Origin of the sequence: Photobacterium sanctipauli (assembly GCF_003026495.1) — a bacterium.
GTDB classification, from domain to species: domain Bacteria; phylum Pseudomonadota; class Gammaproteobacteria; order Enterobacterales; family Vibrionaceae; genus Photobacterium; species Photobacterium sanctipauli.
The window spans coordinates 144,434-157,092 of sequence record NZ_PYMA01000006.1 but is presented as its reverse complement, the minus strand read 5'-3'; the positions used below and the strand labels follow the sequence as shown (position 1 = coordinate 157,092).

General features: G+C 47.5%; 16 protein-coding genes. 9 read left to right on the top strand and 7 right to left on the bottom strand.

Annotated elements, in window-relative coordinates:
- Nucleotides 1–306 precede the first annotated feature (306 nt).
- The 6 genes from napF to C9I98_RS11810 all read left to right on the top strand — a co-directional run bounded on the left by napF (nucleotide 307) and on the right by C9I98_RS11810 (nucleotide 4,872).
- Nucleotides 307–795 (top strand): ferredoxin-type protein NapF, encoded by a 489-nt coding sequence (napF, locus tag C9I98_RS11835; protein ID WP_036823827.1) that lies wholly within the window; start codon nucleotides 307–309, stop codon nucleotides 793–795.
- 2 nt (nucleotides 796–797) lie between these two features.
- Entirely contained in the window at nucleotides 798–1,070 is a 273-nt protein-coding gene (locus C9I98_RS11830) for a chaperone NapD (protein ID WP_036823830.1), read from the top strand.
- Nucleotides 1,067–3,553 carry a periplasmic nitrate reductase subunit alpha gene (gene napA / locus C9I98_RS11825; RefSeq protein ID WP_036823833.1) on the top strand — a complete coding sequence of 829 codons (2,487 nt, stop codon included), beginning with the start codon at nucleotides 1,067–1,069 and terminating at the stop codon, nucleotides 3,551–3,553. Before C9I98_RS11830 ends, napA begins: the two co-directional genes overlap by 4 nt.
- A gap of 112 nt (nucleotides 3,554–3,665) precedes the next feature.
- Entirely contained in the window at nucleotides 3,666–4,109 is a 444-nt protein-coding gene (locus C9I98_RS11820) for a nitrate reductase cytochrome c-type subunit (protein WP_420848098.1), read from the top strand.
- Between the two features lie 31 nt (nucleotides 4,110–4,140).
- Nucleotides 4,141–4,716 carry a NapC/NirT family cytochrome c gene (locus C9I98_RS11815; protein WP_036823838.1) on the top strand — a complete coding sequence of 192 codons (576 nt, stop codon included), beginning with the start codon at nucleotides 4,141–4,143 and terminating at the stop codon, nucleotides 4,714–4,716.
- A 21-nt stretch (nucleotides 4,717–4,737) separates the two neighbouring features.
- Entirely contained in the window at nucleotides 4,738–4,872 is a 135-nt protein-coding gene (locus C9I98_RS11810; RefSeq protein ID WP_081878961.1) for a TIGR02808 family protein, read from the top strand.
- A 61-nt stretch (nucleotides 4,873–4,933) separates the two neighbouring features.
- On the opposite strand, the gene C9I98_RS11805 is transcribed toward C9I98_RS11810, so the two are convergent.
- From C9I98_RS11805 to C9I98_RS11795, 3 genes are all read right to left on the bottom strand, one after another.
- A complete protein-coding gene (locus C9I98_RS11805) occupies nucleotides 4,934–5,161 on the bottom strand; it encodes a hypothetical protein (RefSeq protein ID WP_107272016.1) in 228 nt (75 codons plus the stop codon).
- 62 nt (nucleotides 5,162–5,223) lie between these two features.
- Nucleotides 5,224–5,703, bottom strand: coding sequence for a DUF1499 domain-containing protein (locus C9I98_RS11800; RefSeq protein WP_107272015.1), 480 nt, complete (start codon nucleotides 5,701–5,703; stop codon nucleotides 5,224–5,226).
- A 49-nt stretch (nucleotides 5,704–5,752) separates the two neighbouring features.
- Nucleotides 5,753–6,109: a DUF2956 domain-containing protein gene (locus C9I98_RS11795; protein WP_081879062.1), complete on the bottom strand. Its 357-nt coding sequence runs from the start codon at nucleotides 6,107–6,109 to the stop codon at nucleotides 5,753–5,755.
- Nucleotides 6,110–6,640: 531 nt separating this feature from the next.
- On the opposite strand from C9I98_RS11795, the gene C9I98_RS11790 reads away from it, so the two are divergent.
- The 3 genes from C9I98_RS11790 (at nucleotide 6,641) to C9I98_RS11780 (ending at nucleotide 8,585) form a co-directional block, all read left to right on the top strand.
- Nucleotides 6,641–7,093 (top strand): DUF2919 domain-containing protein, encoded by a 453-nt coding sequence (locus C9I98_RS11790; protein ID WP_245907146.1) that lies wholly within the window; start codon nucleotides 6,641–6,643, stop codon nucleotides 7,091–7,093.
- Between the two features lie 6 nt (nucleotides 7,094–7,099).
- Entirely contained in the window at nucleotides 7,100–7,510 is a 411-nt protein-coding gene (locus C9I98_RS11785; RefSeq protein ID WP_036817505.1) for a hypothetical protein, read from the top strand.
- Nucleotides 7,511–7,688: 178 nt separating this feature from the next.
- On the top strand, nucleotides 7,689–8,585 hold the full coding sequence (locus tag C9I98_RS11780) for a Dyp-type peroxidase (protein WP_036817507.1): 897 nt from the start codon (nucleotides 7,689–7,691) through the stop codon (nucleotides 8,583–8,585).
- A gap of 139 nt (nucleotides 8,586–8,724) precedes the next feature.
- On the opposite strand, the gene crr is transcribed toward C9I98_RS11780, so the two are convergent.
- The 4 genes from crr to cysK form a co-directional block, all read right to left on the bottom strand.
- Nucleotides 8,725–9,234 (bottom strand): PTS glucose transporter subunit IIA, encoded by a 510-nt coding sequence (gene crr / locus C9I98_RS11775; protein ID WP_036817509.1) that lies wholly within the window; start codon nucleotides 9,232–9,234, stop codon nucleotides 8,725–8,727.
- A gap of 40 nt (nucleotides 9,235–9,274) precedes the next feature.
- Nucleotides 9,275–11,002: a phosphoenolpyruvate-protein phosphotransferase PtsI gene (gene ptsI / locus C9I98_RS11770; RefSeq protein WP_036817510.1), complete on the bottom strand. Its 1,728-nt coding sequence runs from the start codon at nucleotides 11,000–11,002 to the stop codon at nucleotides 9,275–9,277.
- A 53-nt stretch (nucleotides 11,003–11,055) separates the two neighbouring features.
- Nucleotides 11,056–11,313: a phosphocarrier protein Hpr gene (gene ptsH, locus C9I98_RS11765; RefSeq protein ID WP_036817512.1), complete on the bottom strand. Its 258-nt coding sequence runs from the start codon at nucleotides 11,311–11,313 to the stop codon at nucleotides 11,056–11,058.
- A 312-nt stretch (nucleotides 11,314–11,625) separates the two neighbouring features.
- Entirely contained in the window at nucleotides 11,626–12,594 is a 969-nt protein-coding gene (gene cysK, locus C9I98_RS11760) for a cysteine synthase A (protein ID WP_036818150.1), read from the bottom strand.
- Nucleotides 12,595–12,659: the final 65 nt, after the last annotated feature.

Below are 12,659 nucleotides of genomic sequence, written 5' to 3'. Positions count from 1 at the left end.
AATTATATATGGTGTTTTTATGCGCTTTGCTGATTGATTATTAACGCCGTTTATATGTTTGCGTGTTAATAGTGTGATTCTTATGGTTTGAATTTATTGATCCAAAACAATTTACCCCGCCAATTAGCCCTAACTGGGTATTTAAGCATTTGTTACTGGATTTACACTTGCCGTGTAAAAAAATGACAACTTATTAATGAAGAGGGTCGTTTTAGGTTGTCACACAGGCATTAGGTCAATAAGTTAAGCTGGCATAATCTCGTAATCATCATTTTTATTCATAAATCTTTACGAAGGACGGAGTCAATGTTTGATCGCTCTCGTCGTCGCTTGCTAACCCGACGTCGGCCAGTACTGCAACGCATGCCTTGGGTTGTCGAAGAAGATACGTTTGTTGATAAATGTACCCGTTGCAACAAGTGTATCAATGCCTGTGAAACGCAAATTATTACCAAGGGCGACGGTGGGTTTCCCGTTGTCGACTTTGACCGTGGTGAATGTACGTTTTGCTACCGCTGTGCCGACATTTGCCCTGAGCTGCTGTTTCACCCGCAAGCGGAGCAACCGTGGCAACAGGTCGCACAAATCAATGAAGGGTGCTTGGCACTGAGCAACATTGAGTGCCGCAGTTGCGGCGACATGTGCGAAATGCAGGCGATTACGTTCAAGCTACAGCCTGGTGGTGTTGCCAAGCCTAACTTGGAAACGGATTCCTGTACGGGGTGTGGGGCATGTATTTCGGTATGCCCGACATCGGCAATAACCATGGTGACAAATAATAACGAAGAGAATTAGCGATGGCATTACAAGAAGTACACATCTCAAGCTTGGTTGTTCATGTAAAGCCGGAGTTTTTGGCATCGGTGAAGGAACAAATCGCAGCGATGCCCAATGCTGAAATTTACGGCGACAGTGAAGAGGGGAAGGTTATTGTAGTTCTTGAAACTGAAAATCAAGGCTATGTGACTGACACCATTGATAAAATAAATAATTTAGAACACGTTCTAAACACGTTTTTAGTGTATCACCAAATCGAACACTTTGACTCGCAATCTGAGGATGATTCATGAAAATGACAAGACGCGCGTTTGTGAAAGCAAACGCCGCTGCATCGGCAGCTGCTGTCGCGGGCATTTCTTTGCCGGCAACAGCCACTAACTTAATTGTTAGCTCTGATGAAACAAAAATTAAGTGGGATAAAGCGCCTTGTCGTTTTTGTGGTACGGGTTGTTCTGTTCTGGTGGGTACCCAGAATGGTCGCGTTGTCGCGACTCAGGGTGATCCAGAAGCACCTGTGAACAAGGGCCTGAACTGTATCAAGGGCTACTTCCTATCTAAGATCATGTACGGCAAGGATCGTCTTCAGACGCCGATGCTACGTATGAAAGATGGCAAGTACCACAAAGAGGGTGACTTCCAGCCAGTGTCTTGGGATCAAGCATTCGATGTGATGGCCGAGAAGTGGAAGGCTGCGATGGAGAAGCACGGTCCATCGGGTGTGGGCATGTTTGGTTCTGGTCAGTGGACAGTAATGGAAGGCTACGCGGCGGCCAAAATGATGAAGGCGGGTTTCCGCTCGAACAACATCGACCCTAACGCACGCCACTGTATGGCATCGGCGGTTGTGGGCTTCATGCGTACTTTCGGTATCGATGAACCAATGGGTTGCTACGATGACTTCGAAAACGCTGACTCGTTCGTGCTGTGGGGCTCGAACATGGCAGAAATGCACCCAGTACTATGGACTCGCTTGACCGATCGTCGCTTAAGCAACCCGCACGTAAAAGTAAACGTCCTGTCGACTTACTACCACCGCTCGTTTGAGTTGGCTGACAACGGCATGATTTTCGAGCCGCAGACCGACCTTGCGATTGGTAACTTTATTGCTAACTACATCATCCAGAATGATGCGGTTAACTGGGACTTCGTGAACAAGCACACTAACTTCAAGCGTGCTGACACGGATATCGGTTACGGCCTGCGTGACGAAGATCCTCGCCAGAAGAAAGCGAAGAACGCTAACTCGGGTGCAATGCACGCGATGACGTTCGAAGAGTACAAGGCGTCTGTTGCCGAATACACCGTAGAGAAAGCGTCAGAAATGTCAGGTGTATCGCAAGAGAAGCTGATCGAACTGGCTAAGCAGTACGCCGATCCAAATACCAAGGTGATGTCGCTGTGGACCATGGGCATGAACCAACACACCCGTGGTGTGTGGATGAACAGCTTGGTTTACAACATTCACCTGCTAACCGGCAAGATCTCTCAGCCGGGTAACAGCCCGTTCTCGCTAACTGGCCAGCCATCGGCATGTGGTACGGCGCGTGAAGTCGGTACCTTTGCCCACCGTCTGCCAGCAGACATGGTGGTAGCGAATCCTAAGCACCGTGCGATTGCAGAGAAAATTTGGAAACTGCCTGAAGGCACGATTCCGCCAAAACCAGGTTACCACGCCGTATTGCACGACCGTATGCTGAAAGACGGTAAGATCAATGCTTACTGGGTCATGTGTAACAACAACATGCAAGCTGGTCCGAACATTAACGAAGAGCGTCTGCCTGGTTACCGCAACCCAGAAAACTTCATCGTATGTTCTGATCCGTACCCAACGGCAACGGCTCAGGCTGCCGACTTGGTACTGCCGACAGCAATGTGGGTAGAGAAAGAAGGTGCGTACGGTAACGCCGAGCGTCGTACCCAAGCTTGGTACCAGCAGGTTGAAACCCAAGGGGAATCTAAGTCTGACCTTTGGCAGATCATGGAGTTCTCGAAGCGCTTCACCGTTGAGGAAGTATGGGGCGAAGAGCTACTGGCGAAAGCCCCTCAGTACCGTGGCAAGACCATGTACGACATGCTGTTCAAGAACGGTCAGGTTGATAAGTTCCCACTAAGTGAAACTCAGCCATTGAACGATGATGCTCAAGCACAGGGCTTCTATGTTCAGAAAGGCCTATTCGAGGAATACGCGACGTTTGGCCGTGGCAAAGCGCACGACTTGGCACCTTACGATACTTACCACCAGGTTCGCGGCCTGCGTTGGCCTGTGGTTGATGGCCAAGAAACCAAATGGCGTTTCTCTGAAGGTCATGATTCCTACGTGCCTGCCGGTGAAGGTTTCCGTTTCTACGGTCATAAAGACGGTAAGGCAAACATCATCTTTGCACCGTTTGAGCCAGCACCGGAAGTGCCGGATAAAGAGTACGACCTATGGATGTCAACGGGCCGTGTACTTGAGCACTGGCACACCGGCACCATGACTCGCCGTGTTCCTGAGCTGTATAAAGCCGTGCCGGATGCCCTGTGTTACATCCACCCTGACGATGCTCAGGCTCGTGGCCTACGCCGTGGCGACGAAGTATTGGTTGCCTCTCGCCGTGGCGAAGTGCGTTGTCGTGTCGAGACCCGTGGTCGTAACCGTCCGCCAGCGGGCTTGGTATTTATCCCATTCTTTGATGCCCGTATTTTGGTGAACAAGCTGATTTTGGATGCAACGGATCCACTATCGAAGCAGACCGACTTCAAGAAGTGCCCGGTTAAGATCACCAAAGTATAAATCGCAACAAATTGAATAGGTTGGCTGTCTGGTAATTGGCCGGACAGCCCTTCCTTGACCTGAATTTAGCCTTTAGGCGGAGAAGACAATGAAACGATTAGTTCTTGCAGTTATGGCATTTGGCTTGATGTTAGCCGGTGCTGTGCACAGTGCAGAAGAGCTGCACAACCCAGGCGGCATCGGTGGCCTAGAATCACTTCGCGGTGCAAGCGAGTTGGAAGCAACCCGCGCAGCCGATCCTATGAAGCGCTACCCGCGTGATCAGGGCACGATTGACAGCGATTACGTATACCAGCCGCCGTTGGTACCGCACACCATTCGCAACTACGAAGTCTCTAAGAATGCCAACAAGTGCTTGGCTTGCCACAGCTGGAAAAACGCCAACGAAATGGGCGCGACTAAAATCAGCGTGACTCACTACCAGTCGCCACGCGAAGGTCAGGTGCTGTCTGATGTGTCACCTGCTCGTTACTTCTGTTTACAGTGCCACGTTCCTCAGGCAGATGCGAAGCCATTGGTTGGCAACGACTTCCAGCGTGTCGACGCGCTGCGCTAATTTTAGCTATTAGTGCCAGAGAGGCTATAAGATGAAATTATTGAAAACATTTTGGCGTCGGCTGAAATCGCCAAGTAAAGTGGCTGTAGGCTTGGTGTTGTTTATGGGCTTTATGGGCGGCTTGCTGTTCTGGGGTGCATTCAACACCGGTATGGAAGCAACCAACACCGAAGAGTTCTGTGCTGGCTGTCACGCACCGATTGTGAAGGAAATCCGTGAGACGGTTCACTTTGCAAACCGCTCGGGCGTGCGTGCTATCTGCTCTGACTGTCACGTACCGCACAACTGGACAGATAAGATTGTTCGCAAGGTTCAGGCTTCTAAAGAGCTGGTGGCATTTGCCATGGGCACCATCAGTACAGAAGAGAAGTTTGAAGAACGGCGGGGCTACCTGGCGAATCGTGAGTGGCACCGAATGAAAGAAAATGATTCGCAGGAGTGTCGTAACTGTCACGAATTCGAATACATGGACTTCTCAGAGCAGGGCAGCCGCAGTGCCAAGCAGCACTCAACAGCACTGGCTTCTGGCGACAAGACCTGTGTAGATTGTCACAAGGGTATTGCCCATAAACTGCCAGATATGTCGGGTATCGAAGGTTGGCAATAAGCAAGCTAAACGAGGTGTGAAATGAGTACACTTGAATCCATCATTTGGCATGTTCTTGGCTATGCGGCCATGCCAGTGATCATTTTATCTGGCTTTATTGCAGTAGCTGCATGTTCAGTGTGGTTGCTATCGCTAGGTAAAGACAAAAATATCTAATACCAGCTTATCTTGATTGGTATGCCGCCGACAGGCGAGCACAAAAACCATGCTTTATTGATTAAGGCATGGTTTTTTTATATTTATCGACTTGGTTGGTTGCTTGCTTGTGCACGCGATAGTGGTGAACACCTATTGTCAGTATGACGAGCCAGATAAGATCCAGTGCTGCCCATTCAAGCAGGAACGTTGCCACTGAATGTTGAGAAATAAGCATATCGCTGATCTGAAGTACTGCAATACATACGCACCCTAAGATACAAAAGAGCAAGAAGCTGATCCGATTCATGTATTTACCTCAAAATTGATAAATACAGTATAGATCTAATTGATAATCATTATCAATTATTACTATTCACTTTTTTGTATATAATCGGCTTGTTCAAGGCGTTGGCGAAACTGCTCGGCTCTTTCGCGATTGACACCAAAATCGGAATAGCCGACACGGGACTCCGAGCGTACCTCGAGCTGTTGTTCCAAAAGCTTGACCTCAAAGTCATCAACAAATTTGAAGACTTTACTGGTGCTTTCAAGGCGAAAATATCCCTCTTTTTCTTCTGCGAGAGCAACCCCAGGTAAAGTTAGCGCAAGCTGTTTGATCTTGTCCCAACTAGTGCTATTGCTTTGTGTTAGTTCATAGGGGGCAAGATAGTGATCCTCCCGTGTATCAAGGGTCGAAACACAGTTGGGCTTCTCGCCGCAAATCTGATCGATTCGATATCTTGAGAGTGAGTCGGCATCGGTATTGGCTTGGCTGCTGCTGTCGCTGCAGCCGATTAATGCAGTTGATAACAGGGCGATGCCGATATAGCGGTAATGAAAGTGTGTCATAACATCCCTCTTCCTTAAGGTGATATACCCAGTTGCTGGGTATATATCGTTAGCCGAGTTGCAGGTAAGCGATAAAACCAACCCATGACAGCACCAACAGTGCCCACGGTAGCCATTGTGGTGCTGGTTGGCCTGAAGGCTGTGTTGCCGAGCTTAGTTCTGCGTCGTGTGACGGCTCGGCTTGAAGCTGAACTTTATCTTTTGCTTGCTTCTTGCGAAGCTTGTCGCGCTCACGGGCTTTGGCCTTTTGCTGTTTTTTATATTGCTCGATCCCGTGCTGGATCCCCTGGGCAATCAGCTTGGTTTGTTCTTTGGTCTGGCCCGGCTTTTGCGTTGCACGGGCAATTTTCATCGCCTCAGCCTGCGTTTCTGGAGAAGGCGTGCTCTGTTGTTTTTTTATCGCCATTGGTAATCACAAGTAGTGGGTGTTAGGCCAATTATACCGACTTGGATTGATGGGTACAGGGCTGCAATCGCATCAAAACAGGCGGGGACTATTTTGTTTTAAAATGACAGGAAAAGTATTTCCCGTAGGAATATTTCAACATGTGAACAAAATATGTACAGGGTGTGATTGGTGGGATAAATCGCTAAGTGCATGAAAGTTAATGGCAGTGTCTGGCTTGGTTACTAAAGCATGCCTTGATGGGGCTGTTGTCTGTTTCTGAAATAAAACTAGAAAAACGGTGTTTCTCATCCCACAAAACGTGATCCATCCGACAAGATGATGAACCAAATAGTGCGTTGAACCACAGAATTTACCTCTGTCGCTGGTAGTAAAGTGGAGATGATTTATCGTGTCTACACAATATGAGTGATGCAGTTCCACGTTGAACTCAAATAACGGCTAGCGTGGTAGGCCCCAACTATTGAAAATGCGTTCGATAACCACCATTGCTTTAATAGCAATAGCGTTTGGAGAACGAGTTTGAATTACATGATTGAGGCTTACGATAAGCATGGCCTGCTTAAGCCATCAAAAATGTTGTGGCTGTGCTTCTTTTTCAGTGCCAAGGCGTGGGTGATATTTGCCATGGCAGGAGCAAGCCGACAGCAGGGCGCGCAAGTATTAGAAATATTGTATCCCTTGCCAGAGAACCTATATCTCGGCATGGGTATCGGTCTTCCCGCCATGGTGTTGATGTGGCTGACCGGACAACGACACAAAAATAATAAATTAATAAATTACGTTTGGCACCACGGCAGAAAAATCTTGTTGGTCGCCTATACGACAGATTGTGCTTTGCAAGTGTACCAGTTGATTCTATCCCACGGGGAGTTTAGCTGGGCCCGGGCTATCAGCTTACTGCTGACAACTTGGTTAGGGATCTATCTCTTTCGCAGCTCACGGGTAAAAAATACATTTGCTGATAAGCCCTTAGAGAGGTAAAGACAAATGAACGAATGGGGTAAAGGCTTAGTCCTGTTTAGTGCTCTATTAAGCCCGTTAGCCATGGCTGACTGGTTGCTCGATGTGAATTTTGAACTCACCGGTGCCAGTGGTAACACGCAGTCGGTGAATACATCGCTATCTTTGCTACCAGGCGAAGAAACTGTATTCTTTGGTACTGGTGATGAAGCGAACCAATCCAAGCGCGAACTGGTTGGCAGTGCTGAGCTGTTGGAAGTCTCGGCCGAGGAAGTGAAGATTGCGTTCAAGGTGCAAGAACGCCTGGACGATGGCGGTTGGCGTACCATTATCTCACCAACCTTGTCGACGGGCCTTAACTCGCCGGCACTGTTTGAGACGGTGGATGATAGCAGCGACAAACAAGTGAAGCTTCAGGTTGAAGTGACATCGGTATAAGACTGAATGATTGGCTAAAGAGCGCTCCTTAATGGGGCGTTTTTTTATTTCTGAACCCTTTTTTCTTTCCTAATCAGTGATGTCGGGAAACAGGCTGACGATGATCAACGTCAGGCCGTGTTTTCGAGTTATAATCAGGAGCAATAAAATAATAAGCTGTTCATACTAGGAGAATATTATGGCAACGGCGCAACCTTTGATTTTACCTGAAGCAGGTCCATTCGCCCTTTACGTCGTGATGAAGGTCACGGCTGAGAATGCGGCGGTGGTTAAGCAATGTCAGCAGCTTCACCAGCTAGTTTCATCATTGAACGAGCAGCAGCCACATGCTGATCTACGTGCAAGTGTGGCCTTTGGCAAAACGTTCTGGCATGCGCTTGAGAAAGGCACGCCAGCAGGCTTTGAAGATTTCAAGGCGCTGGGTGAAGGGGACGTGACGGCGCCTGCGACAGGTGGTGATATCTTGCTGCACGTTAACTCTAGCCGCCACGATCTGAATTTCTACCTACTTCGCCAGTTCATGCAGCCAATTGCCGAGTTCGTAGAAATCATGGACGAGACTTACGGTTTCAAATACCTAGACTCTCGTGATATGACCGACTTTATCGATGGTACCGAAAACCCTAAAACACTAGAAGCGCGCCAAGATGTCGCATTGATCCAAGACGGTGACTTCGCCGGTGGTAGCTTTGTGATGGTGCAGCGCTTTGTGCACAACCTACCTGCATGGAACCGCCTTAATATCCAAGCTCAGGAAAAAGTCGTGGGCCGTACCAAGCCTGACTCTGTTGAGCTGGAAGATGTACCTGCAGCCTCGCATGTAGGCCGTGTTGATATCAAAGAAGAAGGCAAGGGGCTGAAGATTGTACGTCACAGCCTGCCATACGGCACGGTAAGCGGTGATCACGGCTTATTGTTCATTGCCTACTGTAATACCCAGCATAACTTCAATGCGATGTTGGAGAGCATGTACGGTGCGACAGACGGCAAGACTGACCAGCTGCTGCGATTCACCACCGCTGTAACAGGGGCATACTTCTTTGCACCGTCGGTTGAGATGCTGAATTCGTTATAAGAACGGAAGAGCAAAAGCGGCTCTATGGCCCTATGGAGCTAGACTTTGAATGAATCCTCGATCGCTGATCGGGGATTTTTTATCGGCAAACAAAAAGCGCCACCCGAGGGCAGCGCTTTTAGCAAAGATTGAAACAATCTTACTTCTTGATGCGTAGAACTGGAGTTTCACCCACAGTTGTTGCACCAGATAGCTTGTTCAGCTCTTTGATTTCGTCCATGTTAGAGATAACAACTGGAGTAAGAGTTGACTTCGCTTTTTCTTCTAGAAGAGCTAGATCGAATTCGATGATAGTGTCGCCAGCTTTTACAGTTTGACCTTCTTCAGCGATGCGAGTGAAGCCTTCACCTTTCAGTTCAACAGTGTCGATACCGAAGTGAACGAATAGCTCGATGCCGTCGTCAGACTCAATAGAGAAAGCGTGGTTAGTTTCGAAGATTTTGCCGATAGTACCGTTTACAGGTGCAACCATCTTGTTGCCAGCTGGTTTGATAGCGATACCGTCACCAACGATTTTCTCTGCGAAAACTACATCTGGCACATCTTCGATGTTTACGATTTCACCAGAAAGTGGTGCGATGATTTCAATAGCACCAGTTTCAGCGTTGTCGTCAGAAACCAGCTTCTTCAATTTGTCAAACAGACCCATATCGTTGCTCCTAAGCGTTTTTATTTTATCTGCTGCTATATTAGCAGATGGTCTTTTCTGCGATGAATTTTTCTACGTGTGCTTCGATCTCAGCAGCAGTAGGCATTGCTAGAGCTTCATCAGCCATAGCTTTTACATCAGCAAAGTTAGCGTTACGGATAATTTTCTTAATGCGTGGAATAGAAATTCCGCTCATGCTGAACTCGTCCAGACCCATACCTAGAAGTAGTAGGGTTGCACGCTCATCACCAGCTAGCTCACCACACATACCTGTCCACTTACCTTCTTTGTGAGAAGCATCGATAACTTGCTTGATCACAGTAAGTACCGCAGGCGATAGTGGGTTGTAAAGGTGAGAAATCAGCTCATTACCACGGTCAACTGCAAGAGTATACTGGGTTAAGTCGTTAGTACCAATACTAAAGAACTCAACTTCTTTCGCTAGGTGGTGTGCAATTGCTGCCGCTGCAGGTGTTTCAACCATTACACCGATTTCGATGCTTTCGTCGAAAGCGTGGCCTTCAGCGCGTAGTTCTGCTTTGTATTCTTCGATAGCTTTCTTCAGTTCGCGGATTTCTTCAACAGAGATAATCATCGGGAACATGATGCGGATCTTACCGTGTGCAGATGCACGTAGAATACCGCGTAGCTGGTCACGTAGGATTTCGCGACGGTCCAGGCTGATACGTACTGCACGCCAACCTAGGAACGGGTTCATTTCTTTTGGCAGATCCATGTATGGTAGATCTTTGTCACCACCGATATCCATAGTACGGATGATCACTGGCTCGCCGTGCATGGCTTCAGCAACTTCTTTGTAAGCTGCGTATTGCTCATCTTCAGTTGGAAGGGCATCACGGTCCATGAACAGGAACTCAGTGCGGTAAAGACCAACACCTTCGCCGCCGTTACGGTTAACGCCGTCACAGTCTTTAACTGTACCGATGTTGCCGCAAACTTCTACTTGCTTGCCGTCAAGCGTGATTGCAGGAAGATCTTTTAGCTTAGCTAGTTCTTCTTTCTCAGCAATGTGCGCGTCGCGGATAGCTTTGAATTTGGTTAGCTCATCATCAGATGGGTTGATTACAATCGTGTTGTTGATTGCATCAAGAACAAGCATGTCGCCGTTCTTAACCTGAGCTGTAATGTCGTTAGTACCAACGATAGCTGGTAGCTCTAGAGAACGTGCCATGATAGAGGTGTGCGAAGTACGGCCACCGATATCAGTAATAAAGCCAAGAACGTAATCTAGGTTGATTTGCGCAGTTTCAGAAGGTGTTAGGTCGTTAGCAACCAAAATCACTTCTTCGTTGATAGCGCTTAGGTTAACAATACTGATACCCAGTGCGTTTTTCACGAAACGGTTACCGATATCGCGGATGTCGGTTGCGCGCTCTTTTAGGTATTCGTCATCTAGCGACTCAAGGGTTGATGCCTGCTCTTCAATGATAGAGTGGATCGCCAAGTCAGCAGATGCATTGTTTTCTTTAATGAAGGCTATGATTTCTTCTTCAAGCTCTTCATCTTCCAGCAACATAATGTGGCCTTCAAAGATTGCTTCCTTCTCTTCACCGAAGGTCACACGTGCTTTTTCTTTGATAACTTCTAGTTGCTCAGAAGATTTTTTTCGAGCGTCGAAGAAACGCTGAATTTCGCTCTCAACTTGGTCTGCAGCGATTGGAGCTTTGTTTAGAACAATCTCTTCTTCCTGCAGAAGTAGTGCTTTACCAAAAGCAATACCAGGAGATGCCAGGATACCTGAAATCATAGCCTTACCTTAAATATACTTAAAACTAGGGGAAGTAATAAACAGACTGCGTATTAGTGCAGTTCGTCCATTAGAGCAACTAGGTGGTCAACAGCTTGTTGAGCTTGAGCACCTTCAGCAGAAATAGTAACTACTGTGCCTTTAACTAGACCTAGAGTCTGAAGCTTGAATAGGCTCTTAGCGCTTGCGCTTTTACCGTTTGAAGTCACTGTGATGTCCGCGTCGAATGCTTTAGCTTCTTTAACGAACTGTGCAGCTGGACGAGTGTGTAGGCCGTTTTCTGCAGTGATCTCAACTTGCTTCTGATACATTTTTCACCCCGATATAGATATTATTTAATAATTTGACGTAACTGAAAGTAAGCTTAACCGCTTTATGCTAAGCTCGCTAACTTGGAGTATAAATTACCCCATCAGTTAGGTGTCGGAAGTTAATCCAAGTCAATCTTTTGTGACTTTTCTCTCTTTCCTTTACTTCGAAATGGTCGTTAATTGACCTTTTATTTCGAAGCTAAAAATAAAACACATGGCAGTTATATTAAAGCTACGCTACAAATGCAACAAAAAAGCCCCCCGTGGGGAGCTTTTAGACTGCTAATGATGTTTTATCATCAAAAAATGTGATCACTGTTGGGTTTCTTTATCGGTGAAGATACCAGCAAATAGTGCAGATGATAGGTAACGCTCACCTGAACTTGGTAGAACGACTACGATATTTTTGCCTGCAAATTCCGGTCTTTCTGCAACGCGATTTGCTGCTACTACGGCTGCACCAGAAGAAATACCTGCCAAGATACCTTCTTCCTCCATCAAGCGACGGGTCATGTTAATGGCATCTTCAGAGCTAACTTGTTGTACTTCGTCGATAAGTGCAAGGTCTAGGTTGCCAGGGATAAATCCTGCGCCGATACCTTGGATTTTGTGCGGAGACGGCTTCACTTCATCGCCATTTAGGGTTTGAGTGATCACTGGTGACTCACTTGGTTCTACCGCCACAGTCGTGATGGCTTTGCCTTTTTGCTGCTTGATGAAACGGCTTACACCCGTCAGCGTACCACCGGTACCTACGCCAGAAACGAATACGTCGATTTCACCTTCGGTAGCTTCCCAAACTTCTGGGCCAGTGGTTTTTTCGTGGATTTCTGGGTTGGCAGGGTTATTGAACTGCTGAAGCAGTAGGTATTTCTCAGGCGCTGAAGCCACGATTTCTTCTGCTTTTTCGATAGCACCCTTCATGCCTTTAGGGGCTTCGGTCAAAACTAGGTTGGCACCAAGGGCTTTCAGCAATTTGCGGCGCTCAAGGCTCATGCTCTCAGGCATGGTAAGCGTTAGCTTGTAGCCGCGTGCCGCTGCAACAAAGGCAAGAGCGATACCGGTATTACCACTGGTTGGCTCAACCAGTTCAACACCTTCTTTTAGAATGCCGCGCTTTTCAGCATCCCAGATCATGTTTGCGCCAATACGACACTTAACACTGAAGCTAGGGTTGCGAGCTTCTACCTTAGCAAGAACGTTGCCCTTGCTGACACGATTTAGGCGAACTAGCGGTGTGTTACCAATAGTTAGGGAGTTATCTTCGTAAATCTTGCTCATTGTTGTCGTTCCTTCGTAACACGTTCAGTAAATGACATGATTTGATGTGTGTCATTAAGCATAAC